Source organism: Vitiosangium sp. GDMCC 1.1324 (assembly GCF_003044305.1).
Taxonomy (GTDB): domain Bacteria; phylum Myxococcota; class Myxococcia; order Myxococcales; family Myxococcaceae; genus Archangium.
This window is the reverse complement of the sequence record NZ_PZOX01000019.1, coordinates 45,669-70,531: the sequence shown is the minus strand read 5'-3', so window position 1 is coordinate 70,531 and position 24,863 is coordinate 45,669. Positions and strand designations below refer to the sequence as shown.

28 protein-coding genes are annotated in these 24,863 nt (G+C 69.1%); 12 read left to right on the top strand and 16 right to left on the bottom strand.

All coding sequences use genetic code 11. From position 1 onward, the window contains the following. Positions 1–61: 61 nt before the first annotated feature. Genes DAT35_RS41040 through DAT35_RS41025 form a run of 4 tightly spaced genes read right to left on the bottom strand, consistent with a single transcriptional unit; the run spans position 62 to position 2,565 of the window. Entirely contained in the window at positions 62–502 is a 441-nt protein-coding gene (locus DAT35_RS41040; RefSeq protein WP_108074889.1) for an OsmC family protein, read from the bottom strand. A 27-nt stretch (positions 503–529) separates the two neighbouring features. Then, on the bottom strand, positions 530–1,741 hold the full coding sequence (locus DAT35_RS41035) for a deoxyhypusine synthase family protein (RefSeq protein ID WP_108074750.1): 1,212 nt from the start codon (positions 1,739–1,741) through the stop codon (positions 530–532). 45 nt (positions 1,742–1,786) lie between these two features. Beyond that, positions 1,787–2,059 carry a hypothetical protein gene (locus tag DAT35_RS41030; protein WP_108074749.1) on the bottom strand — a complete coding sequence of 91 codons (273 nt, stop codon included), beginning with the start codon at positions 2,057–2,059 and terminating at the stop codon, positions 1,787–1,789. Positions 2,060–2,073: 14 nt separating this feature from the next. Next, the gene (locus DAT35_RS41025; protein ID WP_108074748.1) at positions 2,074–2,565 is read right to left on the bottom strand and encodes an Rrf2 family transcriptional regulator; all 492 of its coding nucleotides are present in this window, start codon (positions 2,563–2,565) and stop codon (positions 2,074–2,076) included. Positions 2,566–2,628: 63 nt separating this feature from the next. Between DAT35_RS41025 and DAT35_RS41020 the strand changes: the two genes are divergently transcribed. Continuing rightward, positions 2,629–3,456 (top strand): PHP domain-containing protein, encoded by an 828-nt coding sequence (locus tag DAT35_RS41020; protein WP_108074747.1) that lies wholly within the window; start codon positions 2,629–2,631, stop codon positions 3,454–3,456. Positions 3,457–3,460: 4 nt separating this feature from the next. Here DAT35_RS41020 and DAT35_RS41015 read toward each other — a convergent pair whose 3' ends face one another. Continuing rightward, positions 3,461–5,056 carry a methyl-accepting chemotaxis protein gene (locus tag DAT35_RS41015; protein WP_108074746.1) on the bottom strand — a complete coding sequence of 532 codons (1,596 nt, stop codon included), beginning with the start codon at positions 5,054–5,056 and terminating at the stop codon, positions 3,461–3,463. Positions 5,057–5,273: 217 nt separating this feature from the next. Here DAT35_RS41015 and DAT35_RS41010 point away from each other — a divergent pair, with 217 nt between their 5' ends. Both DAT35_RS41010 and DAT35_RS41005 read left to right on the top strand, forming a co-directional pair. Then, on the top strand, positions 5,274–5,645 hold the full coding sequence (locus DAT35_RS41010) for an NADH-quinone oxidoreductase subunit A (protein WP_108074745.1): 372 nt from the start codon (positions 5,274–5,276) through the stop codon (positions 5,643–5,645). Between the two features lie 30 nt (positions 5,646–5,675). Further along, the gene (locus tag DAT35_RS41005) at positions 5,676–6,233 is read left to right on the top strand and encodes an NADH-quinone oxidoreductase subunit B (RefSeq protein WP_108074744.1); all 558 of its coding nucleotides are present in this window, start codon (positions 5,676–5,678) and stop codon (positions 6,231–6,233) included. 70 nt (positions 6,234–6,303) lie between these two features. On the opposite strand, the gene DAT35_RS41000 is transcribed toward DAT35_RS41005, so the two are convergent. Beyond that, the gene (locus DAT35_RS41000) at positions 6,304–6,774 is read right to left on the bottom strand and encodes a PaaI family thioesterase (RefSeq protein WP_108074743.1); all 471 of its coding nucleotides are present in this window, start codon (positions 6,772–6,774) and stop codon (positions 6,304–6,306) included. Positions 6,775–6,900: 126 nt separating this feature from the next. Here DAT35_RS41000 and DAT35_RS40995 point away from each other — a divergent pair, with 126 nt between their 5' ends. The 7 genes from DAT35_RS40995 to DAT35_RS40965 all read left to right on the top strand — a co-directional run bounded on the left by DAT35_RS40995 (position 6,901) and on the right by DAT35_RS40965 (position 14,785). Continuing rightward, positions 6,901–8,244 (top strand): adenylate/guanylate cyclase domain-containing protein, encoded by a 1,344-nt coding sequence (locus DAT35_RS40995; protein WP_233262014.1) that lies wholly within the window; start codon positions 6,901–6,903, stop codon positions 8,242–8,244. A gap of 87 nt (positions 8,245–8,331) precedes the next feature. Further along, on the top strand, positions 8,332–8,844 hold the full coding sequence (locus DAT35_RS40990; RefSeq protein ID WP_108074887.1) for an NADH-quinone oxidoreductase subunit C: 513 nt from the start codon (positions 8,332–8,334) through the stop codon (positions 8,842–8,844). 39 nt (positions 8,845–8,883) lie between these two features. Further along, a complete protein-coding gene (gene nuoD, locus DAT35_RS40985) occupies positions 8,884–10,149 on the top strand; it encodes an NADH dehydrogenase (quinone) subunit D (protein WP_108074742.1) in 1,266 nt (421 codons plus the stop codon). Beyond that, entirely contained in the window at positions 10,146–11,960 is a 1,815-nt protein-coding gene (locus DAT35_RS40980) for a 2Fe-2S iron-sulfur cluster-binding protein (protein ID WP_108074741.1), read from the top strand. The genes nuoD and DAT35_RS40980 overlap by 4 nt, the downstream gene beginning before the upstream one ends. Before the next feature lie 2 nt (positions 11,961–11,962). Continuing rightward, complete coding sequence (locus DAT35_RS40975) at positions 11,963–13,450, top strand: complex I subunit 1 family protein (RefSeq protein ID WP_108074740.1); 1,488 nt, start codon at positions 11,963–11,965, stop codon at positions 13,448–13,450. A gap of 21 nt (positions 13,451–13,471) precedes the next feature. After that, positions 13,472–14,227 carry an NADH-quinone oxidoreductase subunit I gene (locus DAT35_RS40970; RefSeq protein WP_108074739.1) on the top strand — a complete coding sequence of 252 codons (756 nt, stop codon included), beginning with the start codon at positions 13,472–13,474 and terminating at the stop codon, positions 14,225–14,227. Between the two features lie 198 nt (positions 14,228–14,425). Further along, positions 14,426–14,785, top strand: coding sequence for a ferredoxin (locus DAT35_RS40965; RefSeq protein WP_108074738.1), 360 nt, complete (start codon positions 14,426–14,428; stop codon positions 14,783–14,785). A gap of 15 nt (positions 14,786–14,800) precedes the next feature. Here the strand turns inward: DAT35_RS40965 and DAT35_RS40960 are convergent, their stop codons facing one another. Beyond that, positions 14,801–17,374, bottom strand: a complete 2,574-nt coding sequence (locus DAT35_RS40960) for an adenylate/guanylate cyclase domain-containing protein (protein WP_199243146.1) — start codon at positions 17,372–17,374, stop codon at positions 14,801–14,803. A gap of 95 nt (positions 17,375–17,469) precedes the next feature. On the opposite strand from DAT35_RS40960, the gene DAT35_RS40955 reads away from it, so the two are divergent. Continuing rightward, on the top strand, positions 17,470–18,339 hold the full coding sequence (locus DAT35_RS40955; protein WP_199243145.1) for a hypothetical protein: 870 nt from the start codon (positions 17,470–17,472) through the stop codon (positions 18,337–18,339). Positions 18,340–18,360: 21 nt separating this feature from the next. On the opposite strand, the gene DAT35_RS40950 is transcribed toward DAT35_RS40955, so the two are convergent. From DAT35_RS40950 to DAT35_RS40915, 8 genes are all read right to left on the bottom strand, one after another. Continuing rightward, positions 18,361–19,605 (bottom strand): hypothetical protein, encoded by a 1,245-nt coding sequence (locus DAT35_RS40950; RefSeq protein WP_369946320.1) that lies wholly within the window; start codon positions 19,603–19,605, stop codon positions 18,361–18,363. Between the two features lie 122 nt (positions 19,606–19,727). Beyond that, positions 19,728–20,000: a YtxH domain-containing protein gene (locus DAT35_RS40945; RefSeq protein WP_108074736.1), complete on the bottom strand. Its 273-nt coding sequence runs from the start codon at positions 19,998–20,000 to the stop codon at positions 19,728–19,730. 39 nt (positions 20,001–20,039) lie between these two features. Beyond that, complete coding sequence (locus tag DAT35_RS40940; protein WP_233262013.1) at positions 20,040–20,507, bottom strand: hypothetical protein; 468 nt, start codon at positions 20,505–20,507, stop codon at positions 20,040–20,042. Positions 20,508–20,544: 37 nt separating this feature from the next. After that, positions 20,545–20,745 carry a hypothetical protein gene (locus DAT35_RS40935; RefSeq protein ID WP_108074735.1) on the bottom strand — a complete coding sequence of 67 codons (201 nt, stop codon included), beginning with the start codon at positions 20,743–20,745 and terminating at the stop codon, positions 20,545–20,547. Between the two features lie 49 nt (positions 20,746–20,794). Then, the gene (locus DAT35_RS40930; protein WP_108074734.1) at positions 20,795–21,016 is read right to left on the bottom strand and encodes a DUF3618 domain-containing protein; all 222 of its coding nucleotides are present in this window, start codon (positions 21,014–21,016) and stop codon (positions 20,795–20,797) included. Beyond that, on the bottom strand, positions 21,006–21,461 hold the full coding sequence (locus tag DAT35_RS40925) for a phage holin family protein (protein ID WP_369946319.1): 456 nt from the start codon (positions 21,459–21,461) through the stop codon (positions 21,006–21,008). The genes DAT35_RS40930 and DAT35_RS40925 overlap by 11 nt, the downstream gene beginning before the upstream one ends. A 108-nt stretch (positions 21,462–21,569) precedes the next feature. Further along, on the bottom strand, positions 21,570–22,334 hold the full coding sequence (locus tag DAT35_RS40920) for an endonuclease/exonuclease/phosphatase family protein (RefSeq protein WP_108074733.1): 765 nt from the start codon (positions 22,332–22,334) through the stop codon (positions 21,570–21,572). Positions 22,335–22,353: 19 nt separating this feature from the next. Then, the gene (locus DAT35_RS40915) at positions 22,354–22,815 is read right to left on the bottom strand and encodes a hypothetical protein (protein ID WP_108074732.1); all 462 of its coding nucleotides are present in this window, start codon (positions 22,813–22,815) and stop codon (positions 22,354–22,356) included. Between the two features lie 231 nt (positions 22,816–23,046). Between DAT35_RS40915 and DAT35_RS40910 the strand changes: the two genes are divergently transcribed. After that, positions 23,047–23,955: a M23 family metallopeptidase gene (locus tag DAT35_RS40910; protein ID WP_108074731.1), complete on the top strand. Its 909-nt coding sequence runs from the start codon at positions 23,047–23,049 to the stop codon at positions 23,953–23,955. A 3-nt stretch (positions 23,956–23,958) separates the two neighbouring features. On the opposite strand, the gene DAT35_RS40905 is transcribed toward DAT35_RS40910, so the two are convergent. Continuing rightward, on the bottom strand, positions 23,959–24,852 hold the full coding sequence (locus DAT35_RS40905; protein WP_108074730.1) for a 3-keto-5-aminohexanoate cleavage protein: 894 nt from the start codon (positions 24,850–24,852) through the stop codon (positions 23,959–23,961). Between the last annotated feature and the right edge of the window lie 11 nt (positions 24,853–24,863).

Genomic DNA, 24,863 nt, shown 5'->3' with positions numbered 1-24,863 from the left:
CGGCGGCGCAGGATTCCGCGCCCGGGCGTTCGGAGAGCAGGCGGCAGAGCGAGGGCCCTGCCTACCGGGCCGCGTCGGGGTAGCGGAAGGACACCGGCAGCTTCACATCCGGGTGCAGGCTGCGCGCGACCGGGCAGCCGTGCGCCACCTCCTCCAGCCGGGCGCGGTGCGCGGCGGAGAGGCCCGAGGGCATGTCGATCTCCAGCACCAGCTCGGCGATGCGGCGCGGAGGAGGCGTCATCCGCTTCTCCACGCGGGCCTTCGCCTCACCGAAGGGAATCCCCTCGCGCGAGGCGACCAGGGCCATGGTGGTGAGCGCGCACGAGGCGAGCGCCGCGCCCACGAGGTCCGTGGGCGAGAAGGACATGCCGGTGCCGCCGTTGTCCTTGGGGGCCTCGGTGGTGATCTTCGTACCAGACGGACCGTGCTCCAACTTGCAGTGGAAGCCGGGTACGCTCGTCGCGTTCATCACGACGCCGGTGGCGGGAGTGGGCTGGCTCATGGACATGGCTCCTTGTGTGAAGCGGCGTCAGCGGACGTAGGCGGTGTGCTCGTCCGGGTTGGGCTTGGACTCCTCGGGGCTCCAGTCGATCGTCTTCAGCAGCGACTTGCGGCGCTTCTGCACGTCCTTGTCGAGGAAGGTGACCGCCTCCTGCATCACGTCCATCAGCCGGCGCGGCTTGCGCTTCATCTTCGAGTCACTCAGCAGCGCGTGGGTGAGCCACGGGAAGACGGCGGTGACGTCGGTGTGCACGTACATGGAGCCGACCTCCACAGCCTCCATGGACACCTTGCCCCAGGTGTGGCCCTCGCCGGCCGGGCAGCTGGAGAGCGCGCCGTTGTCCACCGGGTCCACGCAGAACTGCACGTCGATGTCGAAGCCATCGGTGGGCACGCCGAGGATCTGATCCAGCAGCGGCTCGCCCTGCAGCGTGTAGTTCTTGGGCACGCCGCCGCCGAGGATCCAGATGGCCATCTTGTTCGAGTAGTGGTGGCGGCAGTAGTGCTGGATCGCCGACATCCAATAGACGTCGTCGTTGATGTCGATCTCGAACTTGAACTCGTCGCCGAGCAGCCGCTTGAGCTTGACGGCGTTGAGGAAGATGGAGCCGTCCTGCACGGCGCCCACGAAGATGGGCACGCCGTGCTTGTAACAGGTGGACAGCAGCGAGGGCTGCTTCACGCCGAGCTTCTTCTCGATGGCGTGGATGTTCTTGCCGAGCAGGTAGTGGAACTCGGGGGTGGTCATCTTGCGCTGGAACTCGGGGCGGCGCAGGAGCGCGGAGAAGAGCCGGTCGGTGTCGAGCAGCGCCTCCTCCCAGAAGCCCAGATCATAGATGCGGATGATGCGGGCCAGGCGGTACTGGAGGTCGCCCGCGTTGGGGTTCACCTCGCGGATGGCGTGGCCGATGATGCGGTGGGCATCGTGGTAGAGGTTGGCGCCGGTGGTGGTGAGCGCCGAGATGACGCCCTTCTCGATGAGCGGGATGATGCAGCTCTGGTGCAGGCCCGCCGGAGTCATGGCGCCCGAGAGCGTGAGGAAGATGGAGGCATCGACCTCCATGGAGCGGCGCATCAGCTCGAACGCGGTGCGCTCCTGACGACCCACGTAGGCCGAGAAGGCGTGCTCGAGGAGCTCGGAGGGGGACTCCTTGCCGGTGATGGGTCGAGGGTCCGCCTTGCGCGCTCCGGCATAGTGGGAGCGCAGGTTCTTCTTGGTGTTCGCAGGGGTCTTGGCCATGGCGCGCGGATCTATCACCGCCCGCGCGCCGAGGGGAGCACGGGTTTACTTGCGCTTGCGGCTCTTGTCGCCCGCGTCACCTTCGGGCGGCTCCGACGCGAGCGCCCCCAGTACGCGCTGACGCACCTGCTCAGGCGGGAGGTGGCCGGTGTCCGCGACGACGCACGAGACGTACGCCAGGTCCGCCAGCGCGCGCATCGCCCGGGCGCGCACCTTCTCGTCCTCGGAGGACAGCAGCTCCGAGGCGGCGGAGACGTAGCTGCTCGCCAGCGAATCGAAGAGGTACACGCGGTTCTCGATGGTGTCGTCCTTGGCCATGGGCCCTCCTGCGCTCACTCCACTCGCCGCGATTCCGCGGCCAGACGTGCGGGAGGCTCGGGAGTTGGCTCGGGGACACGCAGGTCGCTCATCGCGAGCCGGTCGAGCGTGGCGTGGCGATAGACCTCCAGCATCCGCTGCTGGCCGAGCTTCCACACGCCGTACATGGTGCAACTGCCGGTGGCCTTGCAAGAGTCGTGGGCACTGCCGTCCTGGCAGACGTTGACCACCACCGGACCTTCGACGGCCTCGATGACGTCCAGGAAGGACATTTCCCGGGCGGGCCGGGCCAGGGCGTAGCCGCCGTGGGCGCCCCGGGTGGAGCGGACCATGTTGCGCTCGACGAGCGTCTTGAGGATCTTCGCCAGGAAGTCCTCCGGCACGTCCATGCGGCGGGCTATCTCCCGGAAGGGAACCATGCGATCCATGGGTTGCGATGCCAGGAAGATCATGGCCCGCATCCCGTATTCGATCTTCCGGGAAATCTGGAATGGGTGCTGCTGCATTGGTTATCCCACATCCTACGAAGTGTAAGCGGACCTTTCAACCCGAGCACCCCGGAGCGAGTCGTGATCGATCTGCATTCCCACACCACGGCGAGTGATGGCCAACACTCACCCACGGAGCTGTTGGCGCTGGCGGCGAGCGCGGGGGTGACGGCGCTGGCGGTGACGGACCACGACACGGTGGCGGGGCTGGGGGAAGCGGCGGAGGCGGCGAAGGCGCACGGGGTGGAGCTGGTGCCGGGGATCGAGCTGTCGGCGTTCGTGCTGAGGCGCGAGGTGCACATCCTGGGGCACTTCGTGAGGCCGGAGTTCGAGGAGCTGGCGAGCTACGACGCGCGGCTGCGGGTGGAGCGCGAGCAGCGGATGGTGCGGATGGTGGAGAGCATGCGGAAGATGGGCTTCCCGGTGAGGATGGAGCAGGTGCGGGCCATCGCGGGAGGAGCGCAGCTCGGGAGGCCGCATCTGGCGAGGCTGTTGGTGGATCAGGGCTGGTGCCTGGACGTGAAGGACGCGTTCGACCGGTTCCTGGGCGCGGGCAAGTCGGCGTGGGTGGAGCGATTCAAGCTGGACGGAGCGGAGGCCATCCGGCTCATCCACCGAGCGGGAGGCACGGCGACGCTGGCGCACCCGGGCAGCTCAAAGGTGGAGCGCTACGAGCTGCTGCAACTGGTGAAGGCGGGCCTGGACGGGCTGGAGGCGCTGCACTCGGACCACAACCCGAGCGTGCAGGAGCGGTACCTGAAGTTCGCGAGGGAATTCGACCTGGTGCCCACCGGGGGCAGCGACTTCCACGGCGAGCAGGTGACGCCGGGCAAGCGGCCCGGAGACTCCACGACGCCACCGGAGAACTTCGCGAAGCTGCGCGCCCGGGCCACGAGCCAGGGCGCATAGACCGTCAGCGGTCGCGCGCGACCTTGAACTTGCTGGTGAGCACCGTGAGGCTGTCGGCCACGTTCTGCAGATCCTGAGCAATCCGCGTGGTGCGGCCCGTGGCGTCCACGCCCTGCTTCACCAGCTCGGCCACGTTGCGCGCGCCCTGCACGGCCTGCTCGCTCGACTGACGCTGCTGCCGCGTGGCGATGGTGATCTGCCGCGCCGCCTCGCTCGTGCCGCGCGCCAGCTCGACGATCCGCTGGAACACCGCCGAGGCCTGCTCCGCCACTTCCACGCCGCGGTCGCTCGTCGCCATGCCCACGCGCGCCTTGGTGGCCGCCTCGTTCCCCGAGTCCTGCACCTTCTCCACGATGCGCGCGATGTCCCGCGCCGACGCCGACACGTTCTCCGCCAGCTTGCGCATCTCCGCCGCCACCAGCGAGAAACCCCGGCCCACCTCGCCCGCCTTCGTGCCCTCCAGCGCCGCGTTCAGCGCCAGCAGGTCCGAGCGTTCCGCCACCTGGTTGATCACCTGGGCGATCTTCGACACCTGCTGCAGATCCTGGTTGAGGCCCACGATGGCGTCCGCCACCCCCTTGGCCTCCATGCGGATGTCGTTGATGCCCGCCACCACCTGCGCCACCACCGCCATCGCCTCGGCCACCGCCTCGTGCGTGCGCCTCGCGCTGGACTCCACCACCTCGGTGGAGCTGGAGATCTGTTCCGCCGTGCGGCTCAGCTCCTCGAAGGTCGCGGCGATCTGCTGCGCGTACGCCGCCTGCTGGCTGATGACGTGCTCCTGGTCCGCCGACGCGCCTGTCAGGCCACGCGAGGCGCTCGAGAGCTGCTCGAGCCGCGCCAACAACTCCGACACCGTGCCGCGCAGCGTGCCCAGCATCTCGTTGAAGGAGTGCGCCATCATGCGCACCTCGCCCGCCGAGGCCACGTCCACCTCGCTCAGCGACACATCCCCCTGCGCCACCTCGCGGGCGGCCTGGGTCATGCGCGTCACCGGCTCGGCGATGGCCCGTCCGATGAAGAAGGCGATGAACAGGCCCACCACCATGGCGCCCAGGTACACGTAGAGGGTCGTCCGCAGCAGGACAGCCGCATCCTCCCTCACCCCCGCCGAGTCCATGCCCACCACGTAGGTGTGGCCTCCGGGCAGTTCGCAGAACGCCACCGGGTTGCCCTGCAGGTGGATCACCGAGCAGGACTCGCCCTCCTCCGGCGAACCCTTCACTCCCCTGGGCACGCTGCCGCGCTCCGCCAGGACCTTGCCGTCCGGCGCCAGCACGGCCTGGAACAACACGGCGCCGGACTGATCCACCCGCTCGAAGATGTGCGACAGCTGCTTCACCGCGCGCAGCCCGCCCTCGCGCGCATCCACGGGCTGGGGACCCGGAAGCGCCGGAGCGACCGCGCCCCCCTGTTCCAGCAGGATGGCGATCTCATCCGAGGCGAGCAGACCCACGGTCCGCGCCCGGTCCTCGAGTCGCTTCAGCCCGAAGGTCCGCTGTTGCTTCGGAACGTAGAAACCGCTGAACAGGGCCACCGCGAGGCTGGGGACCAGCACCGCCAATGCCACCTGCCAGCGCAAACTGAGCCGACCCCACATGCCTGGGCTCTCTCCTGTTGTCTGATCGGATGACGCGCCAGGGTGTGACCCTAGGCGCCCGGTGTGCGGAGCGTCAAACCCCCGGAGTCCCGACGCTCGGGACTGGAGGGGGACCGGCCAGGCACCCCGCCCGGCTTTCCGCTGTCATGTCCGGGGGTTGGCTTCCCGGGTTTCCCCATTGACACCGCCCCCTTGTGTCCCTAGGGTCCGCGACCGAATGAACACCACCCCTCTCGCCCCCTATCTGCCGCTGGCCGTCGTGCTGCTGCTGGCGGGCGGTCTGTCGCTCCTCATCGTGCAGCTGGCCGCCATGCTGGGCCCCAGGCGCCCGAGCGCCATCAAGTCCACGGCCTTCGAGGCCGGCTCCGAGAGCAGCGGTCCCGCGCGTCAGCGCTTCGCGGTGAAGTTCTACGTGGTCGCCCTCCTCTTCATCGTGTTCGACGTGGAAGCGGTCTTCCTATACCCCTGGGCGGTGAACTTCCAGGCGCTCGGCTGGTTCGGCTACGTGGAGATGCTGGTTTTCGCGGCGACCCTCGTCGTGGGCCTTATCTACATCTGGAAGAAGGGCGCCCTGGAGTGGGAGCACTGAGCACCCCCCCACCGAGGGCTCTGAGGAATCATGGCTGAGACTGATATCGCACCCGTACTGACCACCCGCCGCGACGAGGCCATGGGCTTCTTCGAGCGGATGGTGTCCAAGGGTCTGGGTTGGGCGCGCAAGTACTCGCTCTTCACCTACCCGTTCGCCACCGCGTGCTGCGGCATGGAGTTCATGTCCGTGTCGGCCGCGCGCCACGACATCGCTCGCTTCGGCGCCGAGTTCCCCCGCTTCTCGCCCCGTCAGGCGGACATGCTGATGGTGATCGGCACCATCAACCTGAAGCAGGCCCCCATCCTCAAGCGCGTGTACGAGCAGATGACCGAGCCCAAGTGGGTGGTCGCCTTCGGCGTGTGCGCCTCGTCGGGTGGCTTCTACGACAACTACGCGGTGCTGCAGGGCATCGACCGCATCATCCCGGTGGACGTGTACATCCCCGGCTGCCCGCCGCGCCCCGAGCAGGTGCTCGACGGTCTCAAGCTGCTGCAGGACAAGATCGGCAACCAGGTGCACCGCATCGGGCACAAGGGCTCGGCGCCGCACGATCTGCTGGCCGGTCAGTACCACCTGAACAAGTAGGCCCCGCGCACCGCTGGTGCCGGCCCAGGGCCCCGCGAGCCTCCTCGGAGGCGGCGGGGCCCTCGCCTTTTCACCACCGGTGGTAGGCGGGGTGCCCCGGCTTCACCGCCACGAAGGTGCCACGGCAGGTGGCGCATACCTTGCCCCCGGCGGTGAGCGTCCCCTCGACGATGACCTTGTCCCCCTCGATGGAGACGGGCTTCGCCTCCAGGTGCAGGGGTCCCAGCGGCGTGGGGCGCTTGAGCTGGATGGTGTACTCGGCGGTGACGGTGCAGGGCGGCGTGTCCAGGCCGCGCTCCTTCATCAGCGACCAGGCCGCCGTCCAGTTGCAGTGGCAATCCAGGAGTGAGCCGATGATTCCGCCGTTCACCACGCCGGGGAAGGCCTGGTGGTGCTCGGCCGGAGTCCAGTCGGCGACGACGACTTGCCCCTCCACGATGCTGCGGATGCGCAGGCCCTGGGAGTTGGCGGGGCCACAGCCGAAACAGGCGAGGTTGGGAGCGAAGCGTTCCTGGAGACTCTCGGGAGAAGTCGTGGACATGGCGGAACCATAGCGCTGGTGTTACCTCGCGGGACGTCCATCGAGCAGGCGGGCGTTCGAACCGTGCGCGCCCCTGACGTACATGCGAGGATGTACCTACTCTCCCCTATCAACCACCGAGGCTGAGTGGCCGAGTCCGAGCAGACACGAAACTCCCTCGCCGACTTCCTTCGGGAGCCGGTGGGGAGGGCCCTCGATGAGGAGCGCCGGTACAACACGGTGCGCCTGGCGCTGCTGCGCTTCATCGGCGTGTCCGCCATCCTGGCCATCACCGTGTACCTCGCCCGGGTGCAGGGGCTGGCGGACTGGGAGGTGTACCTTCCCCCCTTCTCCGCCTACTGGCTGTGTACCGGGGTGACACTGGCCGTCGTGCTGCGCTGGCCCCGGGCGGCGAGTTGGGCCGGGCTGTCGCTCGCGGTGGTGGATGTACCGGCCATCTACTGGCTGCAGCACCTCGCCATCCCCGTCTCGCCTTCACCGGGTGGGGTCGCGGGCTTCACCCTGGGTCTCTACAGCTGCGTCATCGTCCTATCGGCGCTGTCGCTGCGCCGTCAGGTGACGTTCACGGTGACGGCGGTGGCCGCGCTGGCCGAGGTGACCCTGCAGGCCGAGGCCAACATCGGCATGGGCGCTCGGGTGGTGGCGGTGGTGGTGCTGGCACTGACGGCGGGGGCCTCGCGCTACCTCTTCCACCGCATCCGCGTGCTCATCTCCGCGGTGACGAGCGAGGAGCTCAAGCGCGCCCAGCTCGGCCGCTACTTCTCCCCCGCGGTGGCCGACCGCCTGCAGGACCTGGCCTCGCCGGTGTCCTCCCCTGAGCTGCGCGAGGTGACCATCCTCTTCGCGGACCTGCGGGACTTCACCGCGCTCAGCGAGCGGCTGTCCCCCGAGGCCGTGGTGGCCATCCTCAACGAGTACTACGGCCGCATGGTGGAGGTGGTGTTCCGCCATGGCGGCACGCTCGACAAGTTCATCGGGGACTCACTGATGGTGTACTTCGGCGCCCCCCTGCCCGAGCCCCAGCACGCCCGGCGGGCCGTGGAGTGCGCCCTGGAGATGATGCTCGAGCTGGAGGCGGTGAACGCCGAGCGGGCCGCCCGGGGCGAGCCGGGCCTGCGCATGGGGGTGGGCCTGCACACCGGCCGCGTGGTGCTCGGCAATATCGGCTCCGTCACCCGCCGCCTGGAGTACACCGCCATTGGCGACACGGTGAACCTGGCCAACCGCATCGAGCGGCTCACCAAGCAGCACGGCACGCCCGTTCTCGTCTCTCGGGACACCCGGGAGCAGGCCGGCGACGGCTTCCTCTGGCAGGAGCTGCCCCCCACCCTCGTGGCCGGCAAGCGCGAGCCGGTGGCCACCTTCAGTCCCCAGCCGTCCCCTGCCCGCGTGGGCGCCAACGGGGCGGCCAGGAAACCCCGTTCCGGCGAACGCCGCCTTCTGCCTCGCGTAAGTAGTGAGGATGGCTGAGGGATTACGTTGACGCCCGCCGGGAGGCATCCTTATAACGCGCCGGATTCTACAGCCAGCATTGGGGCCCCCTTGAGCACTTTCGCACTGGACAGGGTCACCGCCCAGTTCCCGGAGGCGGTGGCGGAGCGCTACCTCGACCGCACTGGCGGCGCCTGGGCCGTCATCCACGCCGAGCACCTCCCGAAGGTCGCCGCGTTTCTGAAGAACGAGCTCGACTTCAAGCTCTTCACCTCCATTGACGCGGTGGACCGCCTGCACCTCGCGGAGAATGATCCGCGCTTCGAGGTCGTCTACTTCATCTATTCGCTGTCGCGTCACGAGCACGTGCGCCTCAAGGTGCGCGTGAGCGAGGACAAGCCGGAGTTGCCCTCCATCGTGCCCGTCTTCAAGGGCGCCAACTGGTGGGAGCGCTTCGTCTGGGACTTCTACGGCATCCGCTTCACGGGACACCCGGACCTGCGCCGCGTGTTGCTGTACGAGGAGTTCCAGGGCCACCCGCTCCGCAAGGACTACGCCCTGCGCGACCGGCAGCCGCTCATCCCCGAGCGCCCCATCAAGGACATCTTCCGCGGCCCCGGCACCAGCGGCGTTTCCTGAGCCACCCGCCCGCACGACCGGCAGCCTCCCGAGGACATCATGGCGGATCCCCACAAGCCCGTGTCACCCCCCAATCCCGAAGCGCCCAACCCGGACATCGACGCTTACGCCCACGAGGCGGAGCTGGAGGCCCACCTCCAGACCAAGCGGATGTACATCAACATGGGCCCCTCGCACCCCGCCACCCACGGCACGGTGCGCCTCAAGGTGGAGCTCGAGGGCGAGAACATCGCCTCGATGGATTGTGAGATCGGCTTCCTCCACCGCGGCTTCCAGAAGAGCTGCGAGAACGTCACCTGGACCCAGTGCCTGCCCTACACGGACCGGTTGAACTACGTGTCCGCGATGATGAACAACTTCGGCTTCCTCAATGCCGTAGAGAAGCTCATCGGCCTGGAGATCCCGGAGCGCGCCCAGTACATCCGCGTCATCGGCTCGGAGCTGCACCGCATCCATGATCACCTGACGTGTGTGGCCGCGACGGGCATGGAGCTCGGAGGCTTCGCCCCGTTCCTCTTCGGCGTCGAGGCGCGCGAGCTCATCATGGACCGCGTCGCCGAGCTGACGGGCGCCCGGCTGACCACCAACTTCGGGCGCATTGGCGGAATGAACCGCGACCTGCCCGAGGGCTGGAGCGAGAAGGTCATCAAGACGCTCGACAAGGTGATGAGCCTGGTCGACGAGATGGACGGCCTGCTCACGCGCAACCGCATCTTCGTGGACCGCACGAAGGAGACGGGCGTCATCTCCGCCGAGGACGCGATCGACTACGGCTGGACGGGCCCCTGCCTGCGCGCCTGCGGCATCAACTACGACGTGCGCAAGGCGAAGCCCTACTGGGTGTACGACCGGATGGACTTCGACGTCCCGGTGGGCGAGCACGGCGACAACTACGATCGCTACCTGATGCGCATCGAGGAGATGCGGCAGTCCAACCGCATCATCCGCCAGGCGCTCAAGGAGATCCCCGCCGGCCCCATCATCGTGGACGACTGGCGCATCGCCCTGCCGCCGAAGCCCGAGGTGTACGGCACCATCGAGGGCGTCATCTCCCACTTCAAGTTGGTGATGGAGGGCATCCAGGTGCCCGCCGGCGAGGTCTACGACAGCACCGAGGCCGCCAACGGCGAGCTGGGCTGGTACATGGTGAGCGACGGCAGCGGCCGGCCCTACAAGGTCCACGTTCGTGCGCCGGGCTTCCCCATCCTGGCCGCCGTGCCCCAGATCATCCAGGGCAAGCTGTTGGCGGACCTCATTCCCACCTTTGACACGATCAACATGATCGGCGGCGAGGTCGAGCAGTGAGCGAGAACGACACCAAGAAGCCCGCCGGAGGGACCCCTCCGTCCACTCCGCCCGCGGGCGCGAAGCTGGACACGCCTCCCGCGGCGCACAGCGCCCCCACGGCGCCGCCTCCTCCCCCGGCCGCCAAGCCCGCCGGACCGCCCCCGCCGAAGAACCCGGGGTTCGTCACCTGCACCATCGACGGCAAGGAAGTCGTCGTGAAGCCGGGGACGAACATGATCGAGGCGGCCCGCATGGTCGGCTCGGACATCCCCTACTTCTGCTACCACCCGCGCCTGTCCATCGCGGCCAACTGCCGCATGTGCATGGTGGAGGCCTCCAACGCCCCCAAGCTGGTGCCCGCCTGCCAGACGGCGCTCGCCGAGGGTCAGGTCATCAAGACCACCACCCCCAAGGTGAAGGAGCAGCAGCGCGCCGTCATGGAGTTCCTGCTCCTCAACCACCCGGTCGACTGCTCCATCTGCGACCAGGCCGGTGAGTGCAAGCTGCAGGACTACTACATGCGCTACGACTACCGCCCCTCGCGTCTGGAGGGCGGCAAGGTCATGAAGAACAAGCGCCATGTGCTCGGGCCCCGCGTGGTGCTGGACCAGGAGCGCTGCATCATCTGCAGCCGCTGCGTGCGCTTCATGAACGAGGTCCCGAAGGAGCCGCAGCTCGGCATCTTCGGCCGCGGCAGCCACGAGGTCATCGACACCTTCCCGGGCAGCGAGCTGAGCAGCAACTACTCGCTCAACACCGTGGACATCTGCCCGGTGGGCGCGCTGCTCAGCCGCGACTTCCGCTTCCGCGCTCGCTCGTGGTTCCTGTCCGCCGCTCCGTCCGTGTGCACCGGCTGCTCGCGCGGCTGCAACATCTACGCGGACTTCATGGGCCAGGACACCTACCGCTACCGCCCCCGCGAGAACGAGGCCGTCAACAAGAGCTGGATGTGCGACCAGGGCCGCGCCACGTACAAGGCGCTCGACCTGCACCGCGTGCTCAGCGCCGTGGTGGGCCGCCAGCAGGGCACCGGCACCGCCCGTCCCGAGGTGGCTCGCAAGGAGGCCGTCAAGGCCGCCGCCAAGGCGCTCGCCGATCTCAAGGGCAAGGTGGCGGTGCTCGCCTCCGCCGTGGCCTCCAACGAGGACCTGCTCGCCGCACTCTCCTTCGCCAAGGGGACGCTGGGCGCCAAGGAGATCTACGTGGGCGGCCGTCCCCAGGGTGAGGGCGACCACTTCCTCATGACGGCGGACAAGAACCCCAACCGCAAGGGCCTGGAGCTCATCGCCGCCGGCCTGGGGCTCGCGCTCAAGCCGTTCGACGAGCTGGTGAAGGGCATCGACAGCGGCAAGGTGAAGGCGCTCTACGCCGTGGGCACCGAGGTTCCCGTCAACGCGGAGAGCTTCGCCCAGACGGCCGCGAAGCTGGACGTCTTCGTGGCGCAGGCGATGAACGAGTCGCCGGTGACCGCGCAGGCCACCGTGCTGCTGCCGGCCTCCGCGCACGTGGAGTTCGACGGCTCCTTCGTGCAGGTGGACGGCATCATCCAGCGCTTCCGCAAGGCGTACCCGTCCAAGGGCGACGCCGTGCCGCACTCGACGCTGGCGGCCGAGCTGACGCGCGAGCTGGGTGGTACCGCCACCTGGACGAACTCGCGCGAGGCGTTCCGCGAGCTGAGCAAGCAGGTGCCCGAGTTCGCCCAGTTCGACTGGGACAAGGCCGCTCCGCCGGATCGCGAGAAGCCCGGCATCAATCCTCTGCCGACCGCCGCCGACGGCCGGCCTCCGGGGTATCGTGAGTTCGGCGCTCCCAGGGTCCGGGGTCTCTGACAATGAAGCGCGTACTCACCATCCTCTTCTGGTTCGGCCTGATGTTCGCCGTCATGGCCGTGCACATGTGCCTGGCCTACTTGCTGGGCGGCTGGGTCGAGGAGCACCTCTTCCCGGGCTCCAGCCGGCTGACGAACATGCTCATCCTGATGCTGGCCTTCGTGATGGGCACGGCGTCCCTGCTCACGGTGGCCGAGCGTAAGTGGAGCTCGCTGATGCAGAACCGCATCGGCCCCAATCGCGCGCGCATCGACCTGCCGGGTCTGCGCGACAACGCCCTGGTGGGCATCCCCCACTTCCTGGCCGACGGCGCGAAGATGCTCTTCAAGGAGGACTTCATCCCGGCGACGGCCAACAAGCTCCTCTACAACCTGGGGCCCATGCTGGCCTTCGCCCCGGTGTTCGCCCTGTTCGCGGTGGTGCCCGCCGGCCCCAGCGCGACGGTGTTCGGCCACTCCATCGACATGGTGGTGGCCACCCCGGACTTCGGTCTGCTCTACGTGTTCGCCATCGCCTCGCTGGCGGTGTACGGCACGTCGCTCGCCGGCTGGTCCTCCAACAACAAGTTCGCGCTGCTCGGTGGCGTTCGCGCCTCCTCGCAGATGATCTCCTACGAAGTGGCGCTCGGCCTGTCGCTGGTGGGCCTGATGATGGCCTTCTCCACGGTGCAGCTGCCCGCCTTCGTGGGCCACGTGGCCAACGAGCTGGGAATGGGCGTCGAGGCCAGCGGCCAGGCCAGGTACCTCTGGTCCATCCAGATCGGCAGCTTCGACCTCGGCATCCCCGCCTGGGGCTTCCTGCTGCAGCCGCTGGGCTTCTTCCTCTTCTTCGCCGCGGCCTTCGCGGAGACCAAGCGCGCCCCCTTCGACACCCCCGAGGGTGAGTCGGAGATCATCGGCTACTTCGTCGAGTACTCGGGCATGAAGTTCGGCCTGTTCATGATCTCCGAGTTCGTGGAGATCGTGGTCCTCTCCGGCCTGATCGTCGTGCTCTTCTTCGGCGGCTACCACCTGCCCTTCGGCGGCGAGTGGTTCTCCAACCTGGCGGTGATGAAGGAGTACAGCTGGCTGTACGGCGCCATCCTCGGCACCGTGTTCTGGGCGAAGGTGATGTTCTTCGTCTGGTTGCAGCTGACCATCCGCTGGACGTTCCTGCGCTTCCGCTACGATCAGATCCAGTCGCTGGGCTGGAAGATCCTCCTGCCCCTGGGCCTCATCAACGTGTTCGTCACCGGCGCGCTGGTGCTGTGGGATCCGTCGCTCCAGGCGCTGGCCCTCTTCGGCATCGTGCAGATCGGCTTCCTGCTGACCCTGACGCTGTCCAGCAAGGAGAAGGGCGCCGAGGGTCACGGCCACGGCGGCGCGCACGGAGCCCACGGACACGGCCACGACGATGCGCATGGCCACGGCGCGCCCGCCCACGCGCACGCCGCCCATGCGGATACCCATTCTGCCGGTGCGCACTCCGGTGCCGCAGCGGCCTCGCACTAGTCGAGCTGAGAGAGAGACACCATGGCTTACAAGGCAACCCAGGAGCCTCGGACCGACCTCCGCGAGCGCACCTTCCTGCCGAACCTGTTCCGCGGTCTGGCCATCACCACCCGGCACTTCCTGCGCAACCTCTTCGGCACGCGCGAGGTGGGCACCCCGTTCGAGGATCGCAACAGCTTCAGCCTGGTCACCACCGTGCAGTACCCGGAGGAGAAGGTCGCCTACCCTCCCGGCTACCGCGGTCTGCACCGGCTGGTTCCGCGCGAGGACGGCAAGCCCCGCTGCGTGGCGTGCTACATGTGCGCCACCATCTGCCCGGCCCAGTGCATCTACATCGAGGCCGGTGAGTACGAGACGGATTCGGCCGACGCGAGCTCGCGCGTCATCGAGAAGTACCCGACCCAGTTCGTCATCGACGAGCTGCGCTGCATCGTGTGCGGCCTGTGCGTGGACGCGTGCCCCAAGGACGCCATCCGCATGGACACGTACACGCACACTCCGTCGGAGTACAACCGGCAGGGCTTCGTCTACGACATCCCCAAGCTGCTCAAGGGGCCCGCCGTGTCCCACCCGTCCGATCCGTGGAACAAGCGCCCCAGCTCGGAGCGCCCGGCTCACACGCACAAGGAGGCCCACACCCGCATCGGCGAGGGCCACGAGGGACACCACCCGGCGCAGCTCGAGTCGGGTCATGGTCACGCCGAGCATGCCGCCCATGCCAGCCGCACCGTCGTCTCCCATGAGGGCCCGGTGCCCGTGACGAAGTTCCTCAAGTAGGACGTCCGGCGTCAGCCGCCGGCTCCCGGCCCGCCCTCCCCGCCTCGCGCGGCGGAACGGCGGGCCGGTTCCGTTTCCGGGAGCACGTGCAGCCGCGTTGCAGCCCTACAACCACGCTCCTGGCATGCGAGAGGACTGGCCCTCTTCAGCCGCGCGACCCTTTCCAGGATCTCCCAAACTCCGTAGGGTGGGTGCCGTATGAAGCGCTACCGCCTCTCCGTGTGCAAGGGCTCGAGCTGCAAGGCCGGTGGCTCCGACGCCGTGGCCGCGGCCGCCCGGGACGAGCTGTCCACACGCAAACTCCAGGTGCGCTGCGAGCTGTACCGCGGAGGCTGCTACGGCTTCTGCCACATGGGGCCGAACGTCGTCATCCGCGAGGAGACGGGGCGCAAGAGGGATCCGCTCTCCCCCGAGGACTACCAACTCATGGGCTGGGAGGGCGAGGTGTACTACTCGCACATGACGCCGGAGAAGATGCGGCGCGTGGTGGCCGAGCACATCGAGCAGGACAAGCCCATCGTCGAGCTCTTCGGCCACCCGGAAGAAGCGGAAGAGTAGCCCGCCGCGCGCCGCTCACGAGCCCTCGAGCCCGAACACGCCGTCCCAGTCTTCCGGTGGCGCCGCCGAGGAGAGCTTGCGGCAGCGCTCGGCGTACACCCCGGCCACCGCGTCCTGGAACTCCTCCACGCCCCGCGTGAAGAGCGCCAGCGCCTCGTCGAAGCGGCGCTGGTGGTACGCGGTGAGCGCCTGCTCGTAGAGCGCGAGCTGCCCCTGGACCTGGAGGGAGATCTCTCCCTTGCGGCCCACCAGCTCGTGCATGCGCAGGGGCTCAGCCCGGCCCTTGAGCCGCACCCGATCCACTTCGCGGAAGACATAGGCGTCCTGCGCCAGCTTCGCCGAGGCGTCCCCCACCAGCACGAAGGTGCCATAGCCCCGGTTGAGGCCCTCCAGGAACATGGAGAGCCTCACCGAATCGCCCATGACGGAGTACTTGGACTCGAAGTCACTGCCCATGCCGCCCACCAGCACCTCGCCGCTGTCGATGCCGATGCGGCACTGCAGGTGGTGGCCGTACGTCTTGTCCCAGTACGCCTGCCGCTCCAGCAGCACCGAGCGCACCTTCAGCGCAGCCTCGCAGGCCCGGTGCGCATGGCGATCCGTCCGCACCGGCGCGCCCCAGAAGGCCATCACCGCGTCGCCGATGTACTTGTCCACCTGGCCGTGCGTGGAGCGCACCACGTCCGTCATCTCCGTCAGGTAGTCGTTGAGGAGCTGGATGAGCCGCTCGGGCGGGAGCTCCCCGGACAGACGCGAGAAGCCGTCCAGGTCACAGAAGAAGACCGTCACCTCGCGGCGCTCCGGCCTCGTCAGCAGGCGCAGGTCCCTCGTGACGAGCCGCGCCACCTCGGGGCTGACGTAGCGGCCGAGCACGTCCGTGATGAAGTGGCGCAACTGCCGCTCGGCGCGCGAGGCCTGGACGATGGTGAAGATGAAGGTGAGGCCCATGGCCAGCAGCGGACCCACCATCGCCACCCAGAGCAGCTTCGTGATGAACACGTACCAGGCCACCCCCGCGTAGACGAGCCCCAGCGCACCCATGGCGGCCAGGTACACCAGCATGTCGCCGAAGGAGCGCAGGCCCCGGTTGAAGGTGAGCGCGAAGAAGGCGCCGATGAACGCCAGCCCCAGCGTGAGGAACAGGTCCGTCCTCGGCGTGGCGCGGGTGAGACCCTCGGACTGCAACAGGTTCACCAGCGACTGCGCCAGTACCGCGCCCGAGGGCGTGCGCTCGCCAATGGGCGTGTGCTGGAAGTCCATCGCCTGACGCGAGGTGTTGGTGAAGACGATGAGGCGCCCCTCGATGTCGTGCACCGCTCGAGGAGGTACGCCCTCGCGCACGGCGAAGAGGTTGAGCAGCACGTTCCACGCGGGGATGGCCCTCGACACCGAGCCGCGCGAGCCCCGCCCCACCTCCGCCGCGTCCCAGCGCACCAGGCTGTAGCCGGACTCGTCCATGGGAATGGAGAACCGGTCTCCCACGTACAGCCGGCCGTCCGCATAGCGAAGCTGGCGCGTGTTCGCCTGGCGCATCGCCGCCGCCAGCGGCATCGAGGGCAAGATGTGCCGGTTTCCCTCGCGCGAGCGGTAACTCACCAGGTGGGGCACCGCCCGCACCACGCCATCCGGATCCGCCGGCACGGTGATGGCGCCGTAGAGGCTCCCCGTACCCAACAGCGGCGCCACCGGGTGCTCCAGCTGCCGCACCTCCTCCAGCTGCGCCGCGTCCAACCCTTCCACCTCCACCTCGGCCAGCGACACGAAGAGCTCGAGCGGACCCACGCGGTACGTGTCGTCCGTGACGCTCCGCTCCTGCACCTTCAGGGGCTCGCGCACGCCCTGAGCCTGAGCCACCCGCTGGCCCTCCTGCTCGCTCGATACGCCCGCCCACACCTCCAGGGCGTTGCCCGCGGGGATGAGGAACGCCGGCTTCTGGTCGGCCAGCACCGACTGCACCCGCCCCCGGGCGTCCGCCGCGCTGGCGTAGGTCCCCAGCCGCACGCGGAACGGCCACAGCCGGCTGCCCGCTGGAATCCCCCGGTCCGGTGTCCACGAGAAGGCCAGCACCGACTTCTGCGGGTTGCGGTCCAGCAGCTTGCGAAAGGCTCCGTCGTCGTCCAGCCCCTCCAGGCCGGGCGTGCCCTGCGCGAGACAGGCGCGCGGGCTGCGCTCGGTGAAGGGGAAGTCGAGCAGCACCAGCTCCGCGCCCTCGTCGACGAGCCGGTTGGACAGGCCGCCGAGAATCTCGCGGGGCCACGGATTGGAGGCGATGCCGGGGTGCTCGTCCTGGCGGGCCTCGGCGAGCGTCTCGTCATCGAGCGCCACCACCACCACGCGATCCGAGCGCGAGGAGCGGGCCCCCAGCGCGCGCGCGCGCCAGTCGTAGGTGACGCGCTCCCACGACTGCACCCAGGCCGAGGGGCGGGCAAGCAGCGCGATGGGCGTGGCCTCCTCGGAGAGCTGCGCCCGCGGGACGCGGTAGTAGACGAGCAGGCCCAGGATGGCGCCGAAGAGCGTGGCCTGCAGGAGCGAATAGCCGAGCCGCTGCAGGAAGCGGAGACCGGCCGAGTAGATGGGAAGGCTTCGCACGGAGAGCGCCACCATAGCGCGTTCGGCCCCCAGCCCCAGCCCTCCCGACGCCCTGATATGCTCGGTCGCCGGGCCGACCTTCCGGAAAGACGCACATGAAACGCCTCCTGCTGTCCGCTGCCGCCACCGCTCTCCTGCTCACCCCCCTTGCCTGCGACCTGGGCGACCAGATCTTCGCCGAGAAGGTGATGGTGGGCACCCTGCTCTCCACGCCCGACGTGGACGTGTCACTGACGGCCATGGCCGGGCTCGACGCCGGCACGCTGCCCGACGGCGGCGTTCCCGAAGCGGATCGGCTCACCATCCCCGGCCAGACGGCCGCCTTCGTCTTCTTCGGCACGCGCAATGGCGAGCAGGGCAATCCGCAGCCGCTCGCCGACGCCACCGTCCGCCTCGAGATCAAGAACGGCAGCACGCTGAACCTCGAGAACAAGGGCTCGGGGACCTACAGCATGACGAGCGAACCCAGCGACGACGCGGGCGTGAAGTACCAGACCGGCGCCACGTACCGCTTCGTCGCCGTGCAGGGCGGCAACTCACACGTGGGCCAGGTGGAGGACGCACCGGGCCAGGAGCGTATCGAGGCGCTCCACCCGGCGGGAGGCTACATCCGGCACACGGCCAACCAGGGCCTCACGCTGCAGCGTCCGTCGCTGCCCTCGGGCTCGGAGCGCACGATCGGCTTCGTCACCGTCGTCCCGGTGAGCTCGGAAGGCAAGCAGGGAGAGCCCACCTACAGCAACGTGCCGAAGGATCCGCTGGCCTTCATCCAGCTCGTGGCGGTGCCCGTCGAGTGGAAGACGGCGAGCCTCTCCATCCCCGGCAGCGCCTTCCCCCAGCCGAAGAGCAACTACCTCGTCATCTTCCAGACGGTGAGGACTGGCGGTGCCGAGTCCAACAACCTGTTCATCGGAAGCGCACTGCTGGTGGGCACCGCGGACATCGGCATGGTGCACACGCAGTAACCCGGAGCGCGTCCTCCGGTTTCACCCCGCCTCCACCTCGAGCTCGAGCCTGCCCTCGAGCTTGAGGCGCAGCAGGTGCCCCGCGAAGCGCTCGGACTCCTCGCGGGTGAGGATGCCGCGGAAGTCCGGGCCCTCGGCCACCTCCACCTCCATCACCGGGCCGCGCTGCAGGAGGCGGAAGAAGTCCTCACCGCCCTCGGGGCGCGGCACGAAGACGGGCAGGAAGCCCTTCACGGGCAGCACCTCGCCCGGCGCGCGCACCCGCGCCACCAGGGCCGGAGCCTCGGGACGGACCTCGCCCGGCGCGACACCTTCCTCCGGATAGAGCGGCGCGGGCGGCAGCGATACGTCCTCGGTGGTGTCGTCGAAGAGGAAGCCGTACCGCGACGGAATGCGCCCGGCGAAGAGATACAGCAGGAGCACGGGGACATCCCCACTCACGCGCTCCACATGCAGCACGGCGCGCGTCGCGCCCACCTTGCGCAGCAACAACCGCAGGCGTGGAGGCGATGCGGCCAGGTAGCGCCGCGCCCGGTCCTGAAGGGTGGTACGGATCTCCTCGAAGGCGGCCCGGTAATGGGCCTCGCTCTCGGACTCGTCCTTCGCGAGCGCTTCGCGTGCCCGCGCCAGCTTCTCCTCGGCCTGGCGCAGGAAGTCCCGCATGGGCCCGTCCGCGGAGGCGAGCGCCGACTCCGCCGCCGGTGCCGTCCCAGCCGAAGCCGCCCGCTCCTGACTCGCCGCCCGCACCGCGCCCACCAGGAAGGAGCCCTGCTGCTCCAGCCGCTCGTGTTCCTCCTGGAAGCGCAACCGCGCGGAGCCGTGCGCCAGCCTCAACTCGACCCAGGCCTCGTAAGCGGACTCCAGCGTCTCCAAGCTGCGCACCCGGACCAGGACTCCCCGAGTCACGGACTCGGCGGCGGCACCGGGACGGAGCGGCTCACGTGGCGCCTCCGGCCGTGCCGGCATGACGCCCTCCGAGCCCACTGCGGGCAGATCCTGGGGCGTGTGTCGGCGCAGCGCGGACCCGCGCAACTGGGAACCTTCGGTGGGGACATCGCGCGGAGCCTCCCGGCCTGGCCGCCGGGTCCGCACGGGCGCAGGGAGTGGACTCCCCTCCACCCACGCCTCATCGACGGCGGGAATCTCCACGGGCGTATCCCGCCGCCGCGGCGACCCCTGGTGCTTCGGCGTGGCACGTCCCTGGGCAGGACCCTTCCCCGCCCGGCCTTTGCCTCCAGCCGGCTTGCGCTCCTTCCTCGACGTCACGCCCCGAGCTCCCGCATGGATCGCGGAGTCTACCGCCTGGAAGGACAAAGGGGCGATCCGACATGAGCGGATCGCCCCTCGAGGGGTGCCCGGTTCGCGGGCGGTGCCCTGACTCCCGTGGCTCAGACGCCGCGGGACGAGGACTCGGAGCGCTGCCCGATGCCCTGGGCCAGGGAGTCCTGGGTGCCCTGCAGCCGGTTGCGCAGGTCGTCACGCAGCTCGGCCCCGGGCTTGGGGGCCATCAGCAGGCCGAGGCCCGCGCCCACCAGCAGGCCCACGGAGAACGCCCCCAGCGTGGGCAACAGCCAGTCCGTGGGGCCCTTCCGAGTCTCCAGGCCGAGCAGGTTGAGCAGATCGTCCTTGTCCATCTTCTTCAAGTCACTGGCGCTGAACATCGGGGCGCTCCATGTGCTGCGAGTGGGAAACCGAGTGAATCACACCTGGGAACCTTGGGGGCCCTGAGAACCTGGAGAGCGCTCCGGACCGCCCGCGCCGCCACCGCCGGCCATGTTGGAGACGCGGCCGGCGCCGACCTCGACGCCGTGCAGCGCCGCCTCGGCCATGCCGATGAGCTCGTCCTTGACCATGGGCAGTGCCGCCAGCCGCACGCCCAGCCGGATGATGCGTCCGGTGGTGCGCGTGAAGAGGCCACCGCCGAGCACGTAGCCCACGCCGAAGGCCGCGGCCAGCATCAGGTACGGGTTGCGCTCCACCCGGCCCTTGAGATCCAACGTCTCCTGCAGATCCGTCACCGCGCCGCGCGTGTCTTCCCACAGCTGCTGCGCATCCGAGCCGATCCGGTCCACTCGCTGGCCAAAGCCCTCCTGCCCCTGATTGCCTTGCGTCTGGCCAACGTTGGCCGACTGGCCGCCACTGCCCGGGTTGCTCTGGAAGGTCGTCATGTCGGTACTCCGAGTCTTCGAGGAAACGGCGGCGGGCTCAGCGGCGGGACGCGATGCGCCCGACGATGAAGCCCAGGGCCACGGCGCCCAGCAGGCACGTGCCGGGGTTGGCGCGGATGAAGCCCACCACGCGCTTGTTGATGTCCTCCAGGTTGCGCCGCGCGTCCTCCAGCTGCGGCATCACGTTCTCCTGGAGCTGACGGGCCTTCTCCTGCAGGTGCTGCGGATTGACGTCCATGGAAGCCATCCTCTCGGGTGGGTAGGGGTGGAACGGAAGATGGGGCGTCTCAGCGCCGTTGGCTATTGCCGATGAGGAATCCGACGAAGAAAGCCGCCCCCATACAGGTGAGGGGCCGATGGCGGACCCACTCGCGCCAGTCAGCGCGCCGCGCCACTTCCTCGCGCAGCTCGCCCACGGAGTGGATGAGCTCGGCGCGCGTGCGCTCGATGTCCGCGCGGATCTGCTCGGGCGTCAGGGGCGGGCTCCTCGCCTTGCCGTCAGCGGCCATGGCGGGCCTCCGGGGGAAGCACGGCGGGCCGCGGGGCCTGGGCGAGCACCGCCACGCTGCGGTTGAGCTCCGCGGCGGTCTCGTCCATGACCTGGCGGGACTTGAGCCGCGTGGCGGCCCGAGCGATGCCCAGGCCTCCGCCCACGAGGTTGACCGCGCCCACCAGCGCGAGCGCGCCGGCCCAACCCATCCACTGCGCCAGGACGACGGCCAGCGCCCCACAGAGGAAGGCGTAGCCCACCAGCACGAAGGGCACGAAGGCGGCGATGAGCGCCACGTCCAGGCCCATGTTCCGGGCGTCCTGCATCAACTCCGCGCGAGCCAGCAGCAGGTGCTGTGTCACCAGCTTGCTGAAACCGTCTGTCAAGCGCCCGACGAGCACGGCCAATCCGCGCTCCGTCTGTTCGGTGCCCAAGCCCATCTGCTCCCCGGCCGTCGCTCTCATTCGGAGGCCCCAACGTAGGCCCCCCCTGTTCTCCGCGACAACCCCGTCACGGAGCCATGTGTCCGGCGTTCGTCAGCGTCGGCCATCCGACGAGCCCGTGCCCCCAGGCTACCCGATGAGCTCCACCGGTGCCGAGCGGGGAACCTCGCCTTCCAGCGGGGCCTCGAAGCGCATGACCAGCGGCAGGTGGTCCGAGGCCACGGCGGAGAGCGGGGTCCGATGGGCGTGCAGGGCCAGCGGCCTCACCCCGGAATCCACGTAGATGCGATCCAACCGCAGGACCGGGAGGCGGGAGTGGTAGGTGCGCACCGGAGTGCCCAGCTCGAGGGCCACGTCGTGGATGGCTTGGCGGACGAGCCCGGGCACCGCGCCGGGTCCCCAATAGTTGAAGTCTCCACACACCACCACCGGATCGCTCCGCACGGCGTCGCGGAGGATGTCGGCGGACAGCAGCAGCGCCTCCTGGCGCCGGCGCTCGCGCATGCTCAGTCCCAGGTGCAGGCAGAAGAGGTGGAGCTGCCGGCTGTTCCCCAGGTCCAGGTCACAGCGCAAGGCGCCCCGAGGCTCGCGGCGGCCCACGCTCAAGTCGTAGTTCTTCGACTTGAGGATGGGCAGCCGGGAGAGGATGGCGTTGCCGTAGCGGCGGCCGTTGCGCACCACGTTGGGCCCGAAGGCCATGTGCAGCCCGAGCAGGTCCGCCAGGTGCTCGGGCTGGTCCTCCCGAGGCGTCTTGCCCCGGTAGTCCCCCACTTCCTGGAGGGCGATGATGTCCGCGTTGACCTCCCGCAACACCTCGCCCACCCGGTTCAGATCGAAGCGACCATCCGTCCCGATACCACTGTGGATGTTGTAGGAAACGAGCGTCAGCGCCACGTCCTACCCCATCCCCGGGCTAGCCCTGCACGAGACGCAGCCGCTGCGCGGCCAGACGCACCGCATCCATGGGCAGGGACAGCAGCCGTCCCGTGGCCCGGGTGGCGTCCTGGATGCCCGACTGCAAGGCGCGGAACTGACGCAGGGCCTCGTCGAGCACGTCGCGCAGGGCCCCGCGCGACAGCAAAGGCTCCTCGGCCACGGGCAGCGCGCCAATGGGCTGGCCCAGGTTGTTCGCGGTGGGCTTCACCGGGGCGTTGGGAGACAGACCCGCCAGCGCCTCGAGCTGCGCGTTCATGGCTCGCACCTGGAACATCTCCTCCGTCTCCGCGTGGCTCCGGCCATAGTTCAGACCCTTGGCGAGCCGGCGCTCCTCGGCGCGCTTCTCGGACAGCTGCTGCTTGTCCCGGCGGCGCAGGCTGCGGCTGCCGGTCGCTGTCTTGGGTACGGTGAAATGCTCGAAGCTGTAGGAACGAGGCATCCGGTTATCTCCCCCTCTGAAACGAATAGCCGGAAGCTAGGAAGCCATGCGTGCGGAGAGAACGCTGAGGCTCAGCGGGAGCCCGCTCGTCCGCTCGCTGCTCGGAGGACGGTGCAGGCGCCCCTTCTCCTCCCGAGGCCTGGCGCGGACAGCCTCGCGGCGGACACTCGGGGGGTTGCCGATGTCGGCATTCGTTGACGCTCCCCCTCCCCGCACGCATATCTCGCGGCCGTGAGCCCCTCCTCCCTCCGACGGCTTCCGTTCCTCCTGCTGGCCCTTGGCCTGTCCGCTTTCGCCGCCGAGGAGCGTCCCCTCCTCTCCCTCCAGCCCGCCACTGCCCGGCCGGGCGATCCGGTGCTCGTCACCGTGCGCGGTCTCACCGAGGTCCCCACCGGCACCCTCGGAGAGCGCCCCTTGCGCTTCTACCCGGTGCACGAGGGCTTCCAGGCCCTCACCGGCCTCCCGGTGGAGCAGAAGCTGGGAGCGGTGGTGGTGAAGGTGTCGGCGCCGGCCCCTGGCGCCGCCGCGCCCGTGGAGCTCTCGCGCACTCTGGACGTGGTGCCTCCGGGCTGGCCCGAGCGCACGCTGAAGGTGGCCAACAAGTTCGTGAAGACGAAGCCGGACCCGCAGGTGCAGGCGCGCATGGAGGCGGACAAGGCCGCCTTCGCCACCGCCTTCGCGCAGGCCTTCGCCGCGCCCCTGTTCGCGGAGAACTTCGCCTGGCCGCGCCAGGACAAGATCACCGCGCCCTATGGAGACCTGCGCACCTTCAACGGCAAGAAGCAGAGCCAACACTTCGGCACGGACCTGCGCGGGGCGGTGGGCGTGCCGGTGTACGCGGCCAACGCGGGCACGGTGGTGATGACGCGAGATGCCTACGCCTCGGGCAACACGGTGCTCGTGTACCACGGGGCCGGCCTCTACACGGCCTACTTCCACCTGTCGGCCATGGACGTGAAGGACGGCGAGCGCGTGGAGCGAGGCCAGCTCCTGGGCAAGGTGGGCAACACCGGCCGGGTCACCGGCCCCCACCTCCACTGGGGGGTGAAGGTGGAGGACCTGTGGGTGGACGGCGAGACGCTGCTCAAGCTCGACTTCGCCGGCGGCGCTCCGGCCGTCACCCAGCGCGACAAGCCGTAGGGCTCACCACGCCTTGCCGATGCCGAGCGCGACCCGGGCCTCGTCCGGGCTCATCGGCTCGCGGCCGATGTCCCGCGCGAGCCGCACCGCCTTCTCCACCAGGGGCCCGTTGCCCTTGGCCATCTCCTTGCCGGCCGGGTCCAGGTAGAAGTTGTCCTCGAGCCCCACGCGGATGTTGCCGCCCAGCACGAGCGCCGAGGCCACCAGCTTCCACTGCACCTTGGAGATGCCAATCACCTCCCAGGTGTCCTCGGGCCGCACCTGCCGCGCCATGGCGAGCAGGTTCTCCGCCGAGGGCGCCACCCCGCCCAGCACCCCGAGGATGAAGCTGTACTGCTGCGGGCCCTGGAGCGCGCCCATCTGCAGCAGCGGCTCCGCGTTGTGGATGTGGCCCAGGTCGAAGCACTCCAACTCCGGCTTCACCCCGCCCTCGCGCATGGCCTCGGTGGCCAGCAGGATGTCGGAGAAGGGGTTGGGGAACACGAAGTCGAAGACGAAGCCCTTCCGCTTCTCCGAGTACTTCGCGTAGTTCATCGACCCCATGTTGAGCGCGGCCATCTCCGGCTTCGTCTTCCACACGTAGGCCAGGCGCTCCTTCTTCTCCTCCTCGGACTCGACGCCCATGTTGAAGCCGCCGGTGGAGAAGTTGACGATGATGGGGCTGCGCTTGCGCACCTCGTCCTTGATCTGCCCGTAGATGTCCGCGCTCCACGTCTGATCGCCCGAGTCGGGCTCGCGGCCGTGGATGTGCACCACCGCCGCGCCGGCCTCGTAGGCGCGGCGGGCCTCCTCGGCGATCTCCACCGGTGAGTACGGCAGGTACGGGCACTGGTCTCTCTTGGCCAACACGCCCGTCAGCGCACAGGTGACGACAACCTTGTCCTTCGACAACGGCATGGGGCACCTCC

Coding starts and splice junctions, on each gene's coding strand:
- DAT35_RS41040 (WP_108074889.1), bottom strand. CDS start 502: ATGAGCCAGCCCACTCCCGCCACCGGCGTCGTGATGAACGCGACGAGC.
- DAT35_RS41035 (WP_108074750.1), bottom strand. CDS start 1,741: ATGGCCAAGACCCCTGCGAACACCAAGAAGAACCTGCGCTCCCACTAT.
- DAT35_RS41030 (WP_108074749.1), bottom strand. CDS start 2,059: ATGGCCAAGGACGACACCATCGAGAACCGCGTGTACCTCTTCGATTCG.
- DAT35_RS41025 (WP_108074748.1), bottom strand. CDS start 2,565: ATGCAGCAGCACCCATTCCAGATTTCCCGGAAGATCGAATACGGGATG.
- DAT35_RS41015 (WP_108074746.1), bottom strand. CDS start 5,056: ATGTGGGGTCGGCTCAGTTTGCGCTGGCAGGTGGCATTGGCGGTGCTG.
- DAT35_RS41010 (WP_108074745.1), top strand. CDS start 5,274: ATGAACACCACCCCTCTCGCCCCCTATCTGCCGCTGGCCGTCGTGCTG.
- DAT35_RS41005 (WP_108074744.1), top strand. CDS start 5,676: ATGGCTGAGACTGATATCGCACCCGTACTGACCACCCGCCGCGACGAG.
- DAT35_RS41000 (WP_108074743.1), bottom strand. CDS start 6,774: ATGTCCACGACTTCTCCCGAGAGTCTCCAGGAACGCTTCGCTCCCAAC.
- nuoD (WP_108074742.1), top strand. CDS start 8,884: ATGGCGGATCCCCACAAGCCCGTGTCACCCCCCAATCCCGAAGCGCCC.
- DAT35_RS40975 (WP_108074740.1), top strand. CDS start 11,963: ATGAAGCGCGTACTCACCATCCTCTTCTGGTTCGGCCTGATGTTCGCC.
- DAT35_RS40970 (WP_108074739.1), top strand. CDS start 13,472: ATGGCTTACAAGGCAACCCAGGAGCCTCGGACCGACCTCCGCGAGCGC.
- DAT35_RS40965 (WP_108074738.1), top strand. CDS start 14,426: ATGAAGCGCTACCGCCTCTCCGTGTGCAAGGGCTCGAGCTGCAAGGCC.
- DAT35_RS40955 (WP_199243145.1), top strand. CDS start 17,470: ATGAAACGCCTCCTGCTGTCCGCTGCCGCCACCGCTCTCCTGCTCACC.
- DAT35_RS40945 (WP_108074736.1), bottom strand. CDS start 20,000: ATGTTCAGCGCCAGTGACTTGAAGAAGATGGACAAGGACGATCTGCTC.
- DAT35_RS40940 (WP_233262013.1), bottom strand. CDS start 20,507: ATGACGACCTTCCAGAGCAACCCGGGCAGTGGCGGCCAGTCGGCCAAC.
- DAT35_RS40935 (WP_108074735.1), bottom strand. CDS start 20,745: ATGGACGTCAATCCGCAGCACCTGCAGGAGAAGGCCCGTCAGCTCCAG.
- DAT35_RS40930 (WP_108074734.1), bottom strand. CDS start 21,016: ATGGCCGCTGACGGCAAGGCGAGGAGCCCGCCCCTGACGCCCGAGCAG.
- DAT35_RS40925 (WP_369946319.1), bottom strand. CDS start 21,461: ATGAGAGCGACGGCCGGGGAGCAGATGGGCTTGGGCACCGAACAGACG.
- DAT35_RS40915 (WP_108074732.1), bottom strand. CDS start 22,815: ATGCCTCGTTCCTACAGCTTCGAGCATTTCACCGTACCCAAGACAGCG.
- DAT35_RS40905 (WP_108074730.1), bottom strand. CDS start 24,852: ATGCCGTTGTCGAAGGACAAGGTTGTCGTCACCTGTGCGCTGACGGGC.